The organism is Cellulosimicrobium sp. 4261, from assembly GCF_040546915.1.
Taxonomy (GTDB): Bacteria; Actinomycetota; Actinomycetes; order Actinomycetales; family Cellulomonadaceae; genus Cellulosimicrobium; species Cellulosimicrobium cinnabarinum.
Window position 1 is genome coordinate 257,320 of sequence record NZ_JBEPOQ010000004.1, and the last position, 13,885, is coordinate 271,204.

The following is a 13,885-nucleotide window of genomic DNA, read 5'->3' on the forward strand; positions in this document are numbered from 1 at the left end:
TGCGCGGAGGTCCGCTACGTCGGCAGCCGCTCCTGCTCGCCGCGCGCGCCGCGGAGCCCGGCGGCTCCCGGACCGGTCCCGCCCGGCGGGGCGAGGCGCCCGGCACGCCGGTGCGCGGCCCGGTACTGCGAGGGCGCGAGGCCGTACTCCGCGGCGAACGCCTGCCGCAGCGCCTCCGCGGACCTCAGGCCGCACTCGCGGGCGACGGTGGTGACCGGGTGGTCGGTCGACGCGAGCAGATGGGCCGCCGCCTCGGTCCGGGCTCGCCGGACGTACCGCGCCGGCGTGCGGCCGAGGTGCCGGACGAACAGGCGCGTGAGCTGCCGCTGGCTCACGCCCGCGTGGGCGGCGAGGGCGGGGAGCGAGAGGTCTCCGTCGAGCCGCGCGGCGACGAGGTCGACCACAGCCCGGACGCATGCGTCCCGCACCTGAGGGGCCGCCGTGAAGACGCTCATCTGGGCCTGGTTCCCCGGACGCTGGAGGTACGTCACGAGCGCGCGGGCCACCCTGCGGGCGAGCTCCGGACCGTTGTCCTCCTCGACCAGCGCGAGCGTGAGGTCGAGCGCGCTCGTCACGCCCGCCGACGTGTAGACGTTGTCGTCGCGCACGTAGATGGGCGCCGGGTCGACGCGGACGGCGGGGTACTCCTGCGCGAGCCGGTCGGCGTAGCGCCAGTGCGTGGTGGCACGACGCCCGTCGAGGAGACCCGTCGCCGCGAGGACGGTCGCGCCCGTGCAGACCGACGCGACCCTGCGGCTCAGGGCGGCCACCCGGCGCACGTGCGCGACGACGAGCGGGTCGGCACCGGCCTCCTCGTGGCCGAGCCCTCCGGTCACGACGACCGTGTCGACCGGCTCGACCCACCGCTGGAGGGAGCCGTGGCTCGCGAGCGTGAGGCCCGAGTCGCACGCGACGGGTCGCCCGCCCGGGGTCAGCAGCACCACCCGGTAGGGCGGCGCAGCGCCCACACGGTTCGCGAGGACGAGCGTCGAGGTCACGCACGCGATGTCCAGGAGCTCCGCGCCGGCGTAGCCGACGACCGCCACCAACCGCTCCGCCATGAGCCGTCACCCCCGGGTTCCCGACGTCCGGTCCACGGATCCGGACACCGTCCACGATACCCCCGGGGAGTACCGCGGCCCCAGGGTGAGGCTGGTCCTCCCAGGAGAGCGCGGTCGCCCGACCGCGACCGCCACGAGAGACGAGGACGTCATGAGCACTCCACGCACCACCCCGCAGACCACCGGACCGCGCTCCGGAACCGCGCGGGGGACGAGCACCCAGACGAGCACGGGGACGAGCACGGGGACGAGCACCGGGACGAGCGCCGCCCGGGCCGTCGTGGCCCGCTGGCCCGCCGCGCTCGGCCTCGGCGTCGCCGTCCTGCTGCTCGCGATCGGCGTGGCCGACCGCACCACCCTGGCGATCGGCGTGAGCGCGGCCGCGCTCTGCTACGTGGCCGCAGCAGCGCTCGGACGCCCCTGGGTCGCCTGGGTGAGCATCCTCGGCGCCTCGCTCGTCGTGGTCGCGAGCGAGGTGGCGGGCATCCCCTGGTGGGCCGGCATCGGGCTCACCGCGCTCGTGCTGCTCGGGATCGGCGTCGCGCGCGGCGCAGCACGACCGACGCTCCCCCAGGCGGCCGCACTCCTCGGCTACGGGTCCCTCGCTGTGGTGGCGCTCGCCGTCGACCCGGGCATCGGTCTCGTCGTGGCAGGGCTGACCCTGGCCGGCCACGCCGCGTGGGACGTCGTCCACCACCGGCGCGGCGAGGTCGTCCCCCGGCCGATGGCGGAGGCGTGCCTGTACTTCGACGTCGTCCTCGGCCTGGGCTGCCTCGCCCTCGCCGCCCTCCGCTGAGACGCGGGGGCGCGTCCGGGACGCGCCGTCAGCCCGCGAGCGCCTCGCGCAGGGTCGCCGCGAACGCGGCCGGGTCGTTCGCGGGCGACCACTCGTTGACCATGAAGCCGCCGTGGTCGCCCGGGAACGTCACCGGATCGACGCCCAGGAGGGCGGCGAGGGCGGCACCGCCGCGCCACGCGAGCGTGCCCTCGCCCTGGGCGCTCACGGCGGGGACGATGCGGGTCGCCGCCGCGCGCAGGGCGTCGCCGTCGGGCGCCCACGACGGCATGGTGGCCAGGTTCCGGCCGAGGAGCAGGTCGTCGCGCGACCCGTCGTCCTCCGTCGGGAAGCCGAACATCGCCGGGTCGGGCGCCGGGCGGTCGAGGTAGTCCGCGGGCAGCGGCCCCACGTGGCTGACGAGCGCGACGAACTTCGCCATCGCGGGCCCGAAGCCCTCGCGCCGGTACGTCTCCACGACGTCCGCCTGCACCGCCGTCGCGGTCTCGGCGTCCTCCAGCAGCGGCGTGATCGGCGGCTCGTGCGCGACGAACGTCCGCACGTCGCCCGGGTGCCGCTCGATCCACGAGAGCCCGACGACGCCGCCCCCGCTCGACCCGAACACGTCCACCGGGCCGAGGCCGAGCGCGGCCACGATCTCGTGCAGGTCGTCCGCGTGCCGCTCGACCGACACCTCGCCGTCGGCGGCGAGCGTGCTGCGCTCGGTGCCGCGCGGGTCGTACGTGACGACCACCCGGTCGTCGAGGAGGTCCACGAGCTGCCCGAACCCGGACGCCGCCATGGGCGAGCCCATGACGACGAGCGGCGGCAGGTCGCTCGTCGTCGCGGGGGTCCGGACGTCGTAGGCCAGGACGGCTCCCGGCACGTCCAGGGTGTGGCTCGTGCTGCGGGTCGTGGTCTCGCTCATGGCGTCCTCCGTGTCGTCGTCCCGCCGCGCGTCGCGGCAGGTCCCGTGCGTAGAGACGACGCCCGGGACCGGAACTGAGCGGTCCTCGCGGCCCCGCGTTGCCACTACCCTCGCAGGATGCCGTCATCGAGGACCGTGCCCGCCGTCGTCGCCGCGGGGACGCTCACCGCGGTGCTCTGGGTCGTCACCGGCCGTGCCGCGGACTGGCTCGCCGGGGCGGGGCACACCCTGCCCGCCGGGCTCGTGCGGACGGTCCTGCCCCACCCGACCGGCGTCGTCACGGGCGGTCAGCAGGTCTCGGGCAGCACCGTGCTCACGGCCGCCCTCGCGGGCGGGCTCGTCGCGCTCGGCACGCACCTCGTGCTGCGGCGCCTGCCCGCGGGCGAGGGCCGCGGGGCGGCGTTCCTCGCCGTGTGGGGCGCGGCCGTGCTCGCCTCCGCGCTCGCCGCGACGGCGGCGTGGTTCGCGGGCGTCACGCTGGCCTGGCGCGCGGACACCGTCACCCGGTTCGTCGCGACCGCGCTCGGCGGCTGGTGGGGGTTCGTCAACGGGCCGCTCGTGGCCGTGACGGTCGCCGTCGCGCGCGCCCTCACCGACCGCCACGACGACCCCGCCGGCACGCGCCACACCCGGACGCCGACCCGGGTCCGCGCGTGGCCCGCCGCGCTCGCCGCCGGCACCGCGACGGGCGTGCTGTGGGCGGCCGCGGGCGTCGGGCGCACGACGCTCCCCGGCGCGGCGGACCCGCAGTCCCCGTGGGGTGTCGCCCGCGACGTCGTGCTGCTGCCCTCCGCCCGGATCTCCGTCGACCGCGCGGCGCTCCTCGCCGACCCCGTGCACCTGCTGCTGCCCGTCGGCGTCGGGCTCGCGGTCGGCCTGCTCACGGCGCTCGCCGCGCGGCGGCTGCCACCCGTCGAGGGCCGCGCGGCGCTGCTGCTCGCGGTGTGGCTCGCGTGCGCCGGGGGCGCGGCCCTCGCCGCGGCGGTGCCCGTCGTCGCTTCCACGCTCGCCGCGGGCGGCGTGCTGCCCGACGCCGGCCGCACCCTCCCCGTGCTCGAGTCGGGACTCGCCTGGGGGATGGTGTGCGGGGTCCTCGTCGCGCCGCTCGCGGTGGTCGTGCACCGGCACGCGGGGGCGCGACCGCTCGCGGAGGCGGCCACCGCGGACGAGCCGTGGCCCGCGCCGGTCGCGCCCGAGGGGTCCGCCCCCGGGGAGCCCGCGCCCGAGCAGGCGGAGGCGCCCGACGCCGTCGACGCCCCCGCGCCCGACGACGCCCGGCACCCCGACGAGGTCCCCGCACGCTCCTGAGGGACGGCGTTCCGGCACCCGCCACCCCGGCGTCACCCGGCGGTCGTCGTCCCGACACCCGGGCCCCCTAGCGTCGACCGTGACCAGCAGACCGGGACGAACCGGAGAGGGCACAGCGACGATGACCCTGACGATCACGCTCGTACGCCACGGGCAGACCTACCTCAACGCACGACGCCACCTGCAGGGGGCGTGCGACTCCCCCCTCACCCGCACGGGACGCGCGGGCGTGCGCGTCACGGCGCAGCACCTCGCGCGGCACGACTTCGCGGCTGCCTACTCCTCGCCGCAGGGCCGCGCGGTCCTCACCGCGATGGAGATCCTGCGGCACCACCCCGACCTCCCGCTCACGGTCGACCCCGACCTGCGCGAGCTGTCCTTCGGCTCCTACGAGCGGCGGCCGGAGTCGCACCTCGACGCCGTCGAGCCGTGGGCCGAGCTCGTGCCGCGCATGCTCGCGGGCACCCACCCGGGCGTCGGCGGCGGGGAGCCGGGCCGGGACTTCATGGCGCGCGTGCGCGCGGTGTTCACGCGCGTCGTGGCCGCGCACGACGACGCCTCCTGTCCGGGCGCGACGCGCGACCGGCACGTGCTCGTCGTCGGGCACGGCCTGACGCTCGGCGCCTGGCTCGCGACGCTCTCGCCCTCCGGCCTCGTCGCGCTGCCCAACGCGTCCGTCTCGACCGTCGAGGTGACCGACGGCGTCCCCCGCCTCCTCGCGGCCGGGGTCGACGTCGCCGGCCACGGCCACGTCGCCGCCCGCCCCGCCCCGGCGCGCACCACCCCCCTCCTCCCCGCCTGACCGCCGCCCCGCCCGATCCCCCCGGCGGAGAGACCTCCGCCGAACACGGGGTTGTGGTCGTTCTCCGGCGGAACACGCCGCCAACCCCGTGCTCGGCAGGGATCAACCCCGTGGTCGACGGCGGGCGGCGGGGGCCGACGTCGCACGGCTCCTGACGGGCGGGACGGGGCCGGGCGGGTGAGGCTCGAGGGGATGCCGTGGGGGCGGCGGCGTCCCGACACCTGACCGTCCCCGGGGCGTCGCCCGGCGTCCACCGGAGCGCAACGCCGCGTTCCTAGGGTCGCCGGGGCAACCGACCCGACGCTCGGAGGACCCGATGACGACCACCCGACGCCGCGCCGTGCGCGGCACCGCCGCCGCACTGGCGGGGACCCTGCTCGCGACGACGCTCGTCGCCGCCACGGCCACGACCGCGACCGTGCCGTTCGCGGCCCCGGCGGCCGCCGCACCCGGCGACGTGCTGCTCGCCGAGTCGTTCGACGGCGACGACCTCCCCGAGGGCTGGACGCCCGTGCTCGGCGACTGGCAGGTGCGCGACGGCCGGCTCGTCGGCGACGCACCCGACGGGTCGTCGCCCGCGCGGATCGTGTTCGGCCACTCCGCAGAGAACTACCGGCTCGACGCGACGCTCCGGTTCGAGAGCGTGGACAACGCGTCGCGCTGGGCGGGCGCGATCCTCGACGTCGCGCCCGACGGCACGACCCCGTGGTGGCAGGCGGTCCTGCGCACCACGACGACGGCGCCCAACGGCGTCGAGATCGCCCAGCGCACCGCCGCGGACGCCTGGAACGTCCCGTACACCGGCTCGGCGCCGACCGACGCGGCGACCGGGCGCGACGTGCACCTGTCCGTCGAGGTGCAGGGCGCGGCCGTCACGTACGCGCTCGAGGGGCGGACCGTGCTGGAGGGGCGGATCGACCGGTCCCGTGACGGCGCGCTCGGCTTCGTCACGGCCGGGGCGACCGTGAGCGTCGACGACGTGACCGTCACCGAGATCGAGCCCGCGTCGTACGTCGGCGGCGACGGCGAGCTGCCCGTCACCGTCGCGCACCGCGGCTACTCGTCGGTGGCTCCCGAGAACACGCTCGCCGCCGTCGCGGCCGGGATGCGCGCGGGGGCGGAGTACGTCGAGGTCGACGTGCACACCACGGCCGACGGCGTCCCCGTCGTGCTGCACGACCAGACGGTCGACCGCACGACCGACGGCACGGGCGACGTCGCCGTCCTGGCGGGCGAGCAGGTCACCGCGCTCGACGCCGGGTCCTGGTTCTCGCCCGCGTTCACCGGGCAGCGGCTGCCGTCGTTCGCGCAGCTGCTCGACCTGCTCGAGACCGGGTCGTCGACCCTGCTCCTGGAGATCAAGGGGCCCGAGACGTCCGCGGAGGTCGAGCGCGTCGTCGACATGGTCGTCGAGGCCGGGCTCGAGGACCGCGTGGTGCTCCAGTCGTTCGACGTCGACGCGCTGCGCGCCGCGCGCGAGCACGCCCCGCAGATCCCGCGCGGGCTGCTCCGCGGCGCGCTCGACGCCGACCCCGTCGCCGTGGCGCAGGACCTCGGGGCGGTCATGTACAACCCGTCGGCGAGCGCGCTGCTCGCGCGTCCGGGCGTCGTCGCCGACCTCAACGCGGCGGGCGTCGCCGTCATGCCGTACACGGTGAACTCCGCCGCCGACTGGGCGCGCCTCACCGAGATCGGGGTCGACGGCATCATCACCGACCGCGCGGGGGCGTTCGTCGGGTGGAAGCAGGCGCGCGAGCAGGAGGCGCCCGCGCCCGGCGCGCCGACGGTCACGATCGTCAGCCCCGCGGAGGGCACCGAGGTCGAGCGGGGCGGCACGCTGGTCGTCGCGGCGAGCACGACGGACGCGGACGAGGTGGTCGTGACGCTCGACGGCGAGCCCGTGGACAACGGGGCGGTCGTCCCGGCCGCGGACCTCGCGCTCGGCGAGCACACGGTGACCGCGACCGCGCGGGGCGCGGGCGGCGAGGCGACCGCGGAGACGACCGTCGTCGTGACCGTCACGCCGGAGGGCCTGCGCTCGCGCCTCGCGGCGCTCGACCTCCCGCCCGGCCAGCTGACGAAGGCGCTCGACGCGGTCGAGGCCGGGCGGTGGGCGTCGGTGCGGAAGGTCGTGGAGAAGTTCGTGCGCGACACGGCCACGCGCGAGCGTCTGCTCGAGGAGGTCGACCACCTCGACGGCCGCTGACCGGGCAGCCTGACCGGGCGCCTGACATCGACCGGGCCGCTGCGCGCAGCGGCCCGGTACGTCGTCCGTCCCCGGTCGGAGCCGACCGGGGACGGGCGCTCACGCGTCGGCGAGGAAGCGCCGCCGCTCCCCGCGGGCGGACCCGGCCCGCGCCCAGCCGGTGAGAGCGAGGGCGCCGCCCGCGACCCACGGGACGACTTCCCACCCGGGCGGTCCGTCCGACCCGACGACGGCGCCGTCCGTCGCGAGGATCGCCGCCCCGAGGCCGAGCAGCGCGAGGCCCAGCACCAGCAGGACGACGTCCCACGCCGCGCTCCCCGCGCCGCGCCGGGGCGCGCGGGCGACGAGAGCTGCCTTCTCGGTCGCGGTGAGCGGCGCCGTCGGGCCGAGGGGCTGGACGCGCTCGGCGCCGTGCCGGAACCGCGCCGGGTCCTCGACGGCCTCGACGAGCGCGGCGGGCAGCCCGAGGAGGTAGGCGAGGTCGGCGACCGGGTCGCCGGGCCAGGTCGACGCGGCGAGCAGGGCGCGCAGCCGGCCCGGGTCGCGCGGGGCGCCGAACGCCTCGACCAGGGCCTCGTACGCACCCTCGGGGCCGGACGTCGAGAGGTCCGTCCAGGTGTCGTTCCAGCTCCCGAAGACCCACGGGCGCCCCGGCGTGCTGAGCGTCCAGGCGACGCCGCCGCCGGTCCGCTCCAGGCTGACGACGACCTCCCCGGCGCGCAGGCCGCGCTCGATCGTGGACCGGGCGCGGAACTCGCCCGAGAGGGCCGACCGGAACGCCTCCTGCGCCGCCTCGTCCGACGCACCGAACCTCGGCACCTCGGGGCGTGCGGCGCTCCAGACGACGGTGCGCTCGCCGGTCGCGCGCACCCACGCCGTGCCCGCCCGGCGCACGGCGGCGCGGACGAACGCGGCGTCCGCGCGGACGAGCTGCACGACGGCGTCGGGCGCCGCCGAGTCCGTCGCGGGCAGGTCCGCGACCGCCGCGAACGCCTCGAGGAGGTCGTCGGGGTGCTCGAGCGCGCGCAGCCGGTCCGCGGCGGTCGTCGCGTCCCGCAGCCCGACGAGCGCGCCGACGGCCGCGAGCACGGCGCCCGGGTCGCCGTCGAGGCGCATCGTGTGGTCGGTGGTCGAGCCGGGCTGCGCGGGGGCCCAGGTGACGACGACCGGCGGCGCAAGGGCGTCCGTGCGGGCGGCGAGGATCGCGCTCACGCCCTCGGGCAGCAGGTCCGAGCCCGCGTCGAGCTGCGCGACCCACGGGACCGGCACGAGCGCGTCGACCTGCGCGAGGGCCTCCGCGGCCGACGTCGGGGCGTCCGCCGCGTCGGTCGCCGTGCCGTTCTCGGTGTCGACCTCGGCGAAGGTCCAGCCCCGCTCGTCCGTCGGGCCGACGCGCCCGTACTCGAGGTCCGCGGCGCGGAGACGGTCGACGACCTGGGCGTGCGGGCTGCGCGTGACGACGTTCACGGCGTCATGATGCCGCACCCGCCGCGACCCGGCGGTCAGCGTCCGGTCAGAAGCCCTCGGGCGGCGTGAACTGCGAGAGCGTGAGCACCGCACCCTGCGGGTCGCGGAGCTCCGCCTCGCGCGTCCACCCCGTGTCGGCCGAGGACAGCACCACCGCACCGGCGCGCTCGGCCGCCGAAGCCGCGGCGTCCCGGTCCGCGACGGCGAACGTCACGGTGTGGCGTGCGGGTCCGGGCTCCTCCAGGACGCCCGCCACGACGTCCCGGAAGCCGGGCGGCGCGCCCGCCTGGTTCGCGTCGATCTCCGGGTTGACGGTCCGCGCGAGGTGGTCGCCGTAGCCCTCGACGCGCGCCATCCCGGCTCCGAGGTCCGGGCTCACCTCCCAGCCGAGCAGCGGGCCGTAGAAGTGCAGGGCCCGCGCGACGTCGGGCGTGCGCAGCACGCTGAAGTTCCACGTGCCCGGCTCGTTGGCGCGCTGCGCACCGAGCCGCGTGCCCGGCTGCCACAGCCGGAACGTCGCGCCCTGGGGGTCGCGCACGGTCGCCATGCGCCCCGGCGGGCCGACCGTCGTCGGGCCGTCGAGGACCTCGCCCCCGAGGTCTGGGACGCCGCGCGCGGAGGCGTCCACGTCGTCGACCGCGACGTACGTGATCCACCCGGGCTCGCCGCGGCCCGTCGCGACGGCCGCGACGTCCTGCCCGCCGAGCGAGGCGACGACGTACCGCTCCCCCGCGCCGGGCGGGAGCCGGTCCTCGAACTCCCACCCGAAGAGGGCGCCGTAGAACGCGAGGGCGGCGTCGACGTCGGGCTGCTCGGTGTCCACCCAGCAGGGCACGCCGTGCGGGTAGGTGCGGACGGGTCGGGACGGCGAGGTGTCCATGTCTCACGGTCCCACCGGGCACTCACATCGTCACCCCGGCCCGGCGCCGGGTGTTTGCCCGCGCGACACCTTCCCGACCTTCCGGGCGTGGGCACCCGTGCGTACGGTGGCGGGGAACCTCTCGACGACCACCGTCCCCCGACGACGAGGAGCCACCGTGTCCACGAGACCGTCCAGCCCGACCGCGCGCCGCACCCGACCGCGCACCGCGCTCGTCCCCGCCCTCGCGGCCGCCGCGGCCCTCGCCGTCGCGGGCGCGGGCGCCGTCGCCGCCCCCGCCGCCGCGCACGGCGACCGCCACGGCCACGACCGCGGGACGCTCCGCGTCGCGACGTACAACGCGAGCCTCAACCGCGCCGCCGCGGGCGAGCTCGAGGCCGACCTCTCGACCCCTGACGACCCGCAGGCCGCGACGATCGCCGAGGTGCTCCAGCGCACGCGGCCCGACGTCGTGCTGCTCAACGAGTTCGACTTCGTGCCCGGCGGGCGCGCCGTGGACCTCTTCCGCGACCACTACCTCGAGGTCCCGCAGGGCGGCGCCGAGCCGATCGAGTACCGCTACGCGTACGTCGCGCCGTCGAACACCGGAGTGCCCAGCGGGTTCGACCTGAACGACGACGGCGTGGTCGGTGGCGGCGACGACGCGTTCGGCTTCGGCGCGTTCGAGGGGCAGTACGGCATGGTCGTGCTGTCGCGGTACCCGATCGACACGCGCGGCGTCCGCACGTTCCAGCACTTCCTGTGGAAGGACATGCCGGGAGCGCTCCTCCCGGACGACCCCGCGACGCCCGCGCCCGCGGACTGGTTCACGCCCGAGGAGCTCGACGTCGTGCGGCTGTCGAGCAAGTCGCACTGGGACGTCCCGGTCCGCGTGGGGCGGCAGACCGTCCACGTGCTCGCGTCCCACCCGACCCCGCCCACGTTCGACGGCCCCGAGGACCGCAACGGCCGCCGCAACCACGACGAGATCCGGTTCTGGGCGGACTACGTGACGCCCGGCAAGACGTCCCGCTACGTGTACGACGACGCGGGCCGGCGCGGCGGGCTGCGCCCGGGCGCGAGCTTCGTCGTCCTGGGCGACCAGAACGCCGACCCGCTCGACGGCGACTCCGTGGACGCCGCGATCGACCAGCTCCTCGACCACCGGCGCGTCCAGGACCCGGCGCCCCGGTCCGCCGGCGCGGCCGAGGCCGCCACGCTCCAGGGCGGGGCGAACGCGACCCACCGGGGCGACCCCGCGCTCGACACCGCCGACTTCGCCGACAGCGCCCCGGGGAACCTGCGCGCGGACTACGTGCTGCCGTCGCGCGACCTGCGGGTCCGCGACGCGGGCGTGTTCTGGCCCGTCCAGGCCGACCCGCTCTCGCGCCTCACCGGCGTCTTCCCGTTCCCGAGCAGCGACCACCGGCTCGTCTGGGTGGACCTGGCCGTCCGCGGCTGACCCCCCGGTCCGACGTCGCCCCGGGTGCTCGTCGCCCCGGGTGCTCGTCGCCCCGGGTGCTCGTCGCCCGGGGCGACGAAGGTGGACCCGCGCCGCCCGCAGGTGCACACTCGGAGGTCTGTGCTCACCGCCGACGCACAGCAGACTCCCGGCCGGCGCCTCGCCGGTCGCACGGCACGCCCCCGGCGCGCCACGTCGTCCGGCCCGACGACCACCTCACCCTCGTCCCCGGGGCGACGCCCGCGCCGACAGCAGCGCGCGCCGGCTCCCCTCGCACCCGCGGGACCGCCGGACCAGGAGCACCCATGAGAAGACTCCGCACCGCCCTGCCCGCCGCCGTCGCCGCCGCGACGGCCGCCCTCGTGCTCGTCGCGGGGCCCGCCGTCGCGCACGGCGGCAAGCCGTCGCCGCGCCCGCCGACCGTGACCGACGTCGCGACCGGCCTCGTCACGCCGCTCAGCCTCGCGGTCGGACCGCGAGGCACCACCTACGTCACCCAGAACTTCCCCGGGCTGCTCACGGCTGTCGGCCGCGACGGCACCCCGACCGTCCTGTACGCGTCGCCCGACGGCGGCGAGGTGGGCGGCGTCTCCTACGACGGCCGCCGGATCACGTTCACCGAGACACAGCTCGGCGAGGAGGGACCGGTCGCGTCGGAGGTGTCGACGCTGCGCACCGACCGGCGGGGCAACCCGACGGGCGCGCCGGTCGTGCTCGCGGACACCTTCGCGTACGAGCAGGCGAACAACCCCGACGGCGGCGTGACGTACGGCCTGCGCGACACCGACCCGGCGTGCGTCGCCCAGGTCCCCGCGTCGCCCGTCCCGCCCCGGTACACGGGGATCGCGGACTCCCACCCCTATGCGACGACGTCGTCCCACGGCACCACGTACGTCGCCGACGCGGGCGCCAACGCGATCCTGTCGGTGAGCGACCGCGGCCGGGTACGGACCGTGGCCGTGCTGCCCGCGCAGCCCGCGGTCGTCACCGCCGAGGCGGCGGCGGGCCTCGGGTGGCCCGCGTGCGTCGTCGGGCAGACGTACTGGTTCGAGCCCGTCCCCACGGACGTCGAGGTGGGGCCGCGCGGCGTGCTCTACGTGACGACGCTCCCCGGCGGGCCCGAGGACGCGAGCCTCGGTGCGCGCGGGGCGGTCTACACGGTGGACCCGTGGCGCGGCTCGGTGCGCCAGCTCTCCTCCGGGTTCCTCGGCGCGACCAACCTCGCTGTGTCCGGCGACGGCACGGTCTACGTCGCCGAGCTGTTCGGCGGCAAGATCTCGCAGGTCGGCAAGCGCGGACCCAGCACCCTCGTCGAGGTCCCGCTCCCCGCAGGCCTGGAGTGGGACGGCAAGGGCCTCCTCGCGACGACGAACGCCCTCCCGGCGGACGAGACGACGCCGCCCGACGGGCACCTCGTGCGCATCGACCTCGGCCGGCACCGCGGGCGCTGACGCACCACCGGCCCCGGGCGTCGGACCGACGCCCGGGGCCGGTCGTCAGGCGCGGGCCGCGGCGACCGCCCGGCCGAGCGCGTCGACGCTCACCGCGACGTCGGCGTCCGTCGTCGCCCAGGAGCTCACGGAGACGCGCAGCACGGCGCGGTCGTGCCAGCGCGAGCCGGACATCCACGCCGTCCCGTCGTCGAGCACGCGCCGCACGACGTCCTGCGTGCGCGCGTCGTCACCGAACGCCGCGCACACCTGGGTGAAGACGACGTCGTGCAGGACCTCGCCGTCGAGCGCCCGCACCGCGTCGGCGAACGTCGCCGCGTGGCGGCAGAACCCGTCCACGAGGTCCGCTACGCCCGAGCGGCCGAGCGCCCGCAGCACGGCCCAGACGGGAAACGCGCGACCGCGCCGCGAGAGCTCGGGCACCTTGTCCAGGGGGTCGCCCGCCGCGCTCTGGATGAGGTAGTCGCCGTGCATGCCCATCGCGGCGCGCAGCGGCACCGGGTCCGCGACGATCGCGAGGCCGCAGTCGTACGGGACGTTGAGCGTCTTGTGCGCGTCGGTCGCCCACGAGTCCGCGCCCTCGTACCCCGCGACGAGGTGGCGGTACGACGGCGACGCGGCGGCGAAGAGCCCGAACGCGCCGTCGACGTGCACCCACGCGCCGTGCCGGTGCGCGGCCTCGACCGCCGGGCCGAACGGGTCGAACGCCCCGGAGTGCACGTTGCCCGCCTGCAGCACGACGATCGTGGGCGGCGAGGTAGAACCCCCGTCCCGCGAGGTAGAGCCCCGGTCTCGCGAGGTAGAGCCCCGGTCTCGCGAGGTGGAGGCGGGGTCGGCCAGCGCCTCCTCGAGCGCGGCCACCGAGACGCGGCCCTGGTCGTCCGCGGCGACGACCTCGGGCGCCCCGAGCCCGAGGTAGGACAGCGCGAGGTCGACCGACTCGTGCCGCTCCGCCCCGACGAGCACGCGCACGCGCGGCGCACCCGTGAGGCCGTCGCGCCGCACGTCCCACCCCGCACGGCGCAGCACCTCGCCGCGCGCGGCGGCGAGCGCCGTGAAGTTCGCGGTCGTGGCGCCGGTGACGAACCCGACCGCACCCGACGCGGGCAGGCCGAGCAGCTCGAGCAGCCACGCGCTCGTCACGTCCTCGACGGCCGTGTGGGCCGGGGTCACGGTGCGCAGCGCGGAGTTCTGGTCCCACGCGCTCGTGAGCCAGTCGGCCGCGAGCGCCGCCGGGTGGCTGCCGCCGATGACCATGCCGTAGAAGCGGCCCGACGGCATCGCGGTGAGGCCCGGTCCGCACGCCGTGGCGAGCAGGTCGACGACGTCGGCGGCCGGGCTCGGGCCGTCGGGCAGGTCGGTGCCGAGCGCGGCGACGACGTCCGCGACGCCCGCTCGGGGCGGGACCGGGCGCGTCGCGAGGGAGTCGAGCCACGCGGCGGCGTGCTCGTGCGCCCGCAGGAGGGCGGCGTCGCGATCGTCCATGACCGCTCCTGACCGGGCCGGACCGACGCCGGCCCTCCCGCCAGGCTGGACCCGCGGCGGCGGTCGGTCAACCGCTCCGCC

The 13,885-nt window shown here is 77.3% G+C and carries 11 protein-coding genes; 6 read left to right on the forward strand and 5 right to left on the reverse strand.

Annotation, left to right across the window (positions count from 1 at the left end):
• Nucleotides 1-14 precede the first annotated feature (14 nt).
• Nucleotides 15-1,061, reverse strand: coding sequence for a GlxA family transcriptional regulator (locus ABIE39_RS07490; RefSeq protein WP_354051126.1), 1,047 nt, complete (start codon nucleotides 1,059-1,061; stop codon nucleotides 15-17).
• A gap of 151 nt (nucleotides 1,062-1,212) precedes the next feature.
• Here ABIE39_RS07490 and ABIE39_RS07495 point away from each other — a divergent pair, with 151 nt between their 5' ends.
• Entirely contained in the window at nucleotides 1,213-1,857 is a 645-nt protein-coding gene (locus ABIE39_RS07495) for a hypothetical protein (RefSeq protein WP_354051128.1), read from the forward strand.
• A 28-nt stretch (nucleotides 1,858-1,885) separates the two neighbouring features.
• Here the strand turns inward: ABIE39_RS07495 and ABIE39_RS07500 are convergent, their stop codons facing one another.
• A complete protein-coding gene (locus tag ABIE39_RS07500) occupies nucleotides 1,886-2,764 on the reverse strand; it encodes an alpha/beta hydrolase (RefSeq protein WP_354051130.1) in 879 nt (292 codons plus the stop codon).
• Nucleotides 2,765-2,881: 117 nt separating this feature from the next.
• On the opposite strand from ABIE39_RS07500, the gene ABIE39_RS07505 reads away from it, so the two are divergent.
• The 3 genes from ABIE39_RS07505 to ABIE39_RS07515 all read left to right on the forward strand — a co-directional run bounded on the left by ABIE39_RS07505 (nucleotide 2,882) and on the right by ABIE39_RS07515 (nucleotide 7,080).
• Nucleotides 2,882-4,072, forward strand: coding sequence for a hypothetical protein (locus tag ABIE39_RS07505; RefSeq protein ID WP_354051132.1), 1,191 nt, complete (start codon nucleotides 2,882-2,884; stop codon nucleotides 4,070-4,072).
• Nucleotides 4,073-4,193: 121 nt separating this feature from the next.
• Nucleotides 4,194-4,874, forward strand: coding sequence for a histidine phosphatase family protein (locus tag ABIE39_RS07510; RefSeq protein ID WP_354051134.1), 681 nt, complete (start codon nucleotides 4,194-4,196; stop codon nucleotides 4,872-4,874).
• 316 nt (nucleotides 4,875-5,190) lie between these two features.
• Nucleotides 5,191-7,080, forward strand: coding sequence for a glycerophosphodiester phosphodiesterase family protein (locus ABIE39_RS07515; protein ID WP_354051136.1), 1,890 nt, complete (start codon nucleotides 5,191-5,193; stop codon nucleotides 7,078-7,080).
• 99 nt (nucleotides 7,081-7,179) lie between these two features.
• Here ABIE39_RS07515 and ABIE39_RS07520 read toward each other — a convergent pair whose 3' ends face one another.
• Both ABIE39_RS07520 and ABIE39_RS07525 read right to left on the reverse strand, forming a co-directional pair.
• Complete coding sequence (locus tag ABIE39_RS07520; RefSeq protein WP_354051137.1) at nucleotides 7,180-8,547, reverse strand: hypothetical protein; 1,368 nt, start codon at nucleotides 8,545-8,547, stop codon at nucleotides 7,180-7,182.
• A gap of 46 nt (nucleotides 8,548-8,593) precedes the next feature.
• Complete coding sequence (locus ABIE39_RS07525; RefSeq protein ID WP_354051139.1) at nucleotides 8,594-9,427, reverse strand: VOC family protein; 834 nt, start codon at nucleotides 9,425-9,427, stop codon at nucleotides 8,594-8,596.
• Between the two features lie 157 nt (nucleotides 9,428-9,584).
• On the opposite strand from ABIE39_RS07525, the gene ABIE39_RS07530 reads away from it, so the two are divergent.
• Both ABIE39_RS07530 and ABIE39_RS07535 read left to right on the forward strand, forming a co-directional pair.
• Entirely contained in the window at nucleotides 9,585-10,868 is a 1,284-nt protein-coding gene (locus ABIE39_RS07530; RefSeq protein ID WP_354051140.1) for an endonuclease/exonuclease/phosphatase family protein, read from the forward strand.
• Nucleotides 10,869-11,173: 305 nt separating this feature from the next.
• The gene (locus ABIE39_RS07535) at nucleotides 11,174-12,319 is read left to right on the forward strand and encodes a ScyD/ScyE family protein (RefSeq protein WP_354051142.1); all 1,146 of its coding nucleotides are present in this window, start codon (nucleotides 11,174-11,176) and stop codon (nucleotides 12,317-12,319) included.
• Between the two features lie 45 nt (nucleotides 12,320-12,364).
• Here ABIE39_RS07535 and ABIE39_RS07540 read toward each other — a convergent pair whose 3' ends face one another.
• Nucleotides 12,365-13,804 (reverse strand): pyridoxal phosphate-dependent decarboxylase family protein, encoded by a 1,440-nt coding sequence (locus ABIE39_RS07540; protein WP_354051143.1) that lies wholly within the window; start codon nucleotides 13,802-13,804, stop codon nucleotides 12,365-12,367.
• Between the last annotated feature and the right edge of the window lie 81 nt (nucleotides 13,805-13,885).

Bases quoted from the DNA above. Each gene is read 5' to 3' on its own strand.
- ABIE39_RS07490 (WP_354051126.1), bottom strand. From the start codon at position 1,061: ATGGCGGAGCGGTTGGTGGCGGTCGTCGGCTACGCCGGCGCGGAGCTC.
- ABIE39_RS07495 (WP_354051128.1), top strand. From the start codon at position 1,213: ATGAGCACTCCACGCACCACCCCGCAGACCACCGGACCGCGCTCCGGA.
- ABIE39_RS07500 (WP_354051130.1), bottom strand. From the start codon at position 2,764: ATGAGCGAGACCACGACCCGCAGCACGAGCCACACCCTGGACGTGCCG.
- ABIE39_RS07505 (WP_354051132.1), top strand. From the start codon at position 2,882: ATGCCGTCATCGAGGACCGTGCCCGCCGTCGTCGCCGCGGGGACGCTC.
- ABIE39_RS07510 (WP_354051134.1), top strand. From the start codon at position 4,194: ATGACCCTGACGATCACGCTCGTACGCCACGGGCAGACCTACCTCAAC.
- ABIE39_RS07515 (WP_354051136.1), top strand. From the start codon at position 5,191: ATGACGACCACCCGACGCCGCGCCGTGCGCGGCACCGCCGCCGCACTG.
- ABIE39_RS07525 (WP_354051139.1), bottom strand. From the start codon at position 9,427: ATGGACACCTCGCCGTCCCGACCCGTCCGCACCTACCCGCACGGCGTG.
- ABIE39_RS07535 (WP_354051142.1), top strand. From the start codon at position 11,174: ATGAGAAGACTCCGCACCGCCCTGCCCGCCGCCGTCGCCGCCGCGACG.
- ABIE39_RS07540 (WP_354051143.1), bottom strand. From the start codon at position 13,804: ATGGACGATCGCGACGCCGCCCTCCTGCGGGCGCACGAGCACGCCGCC.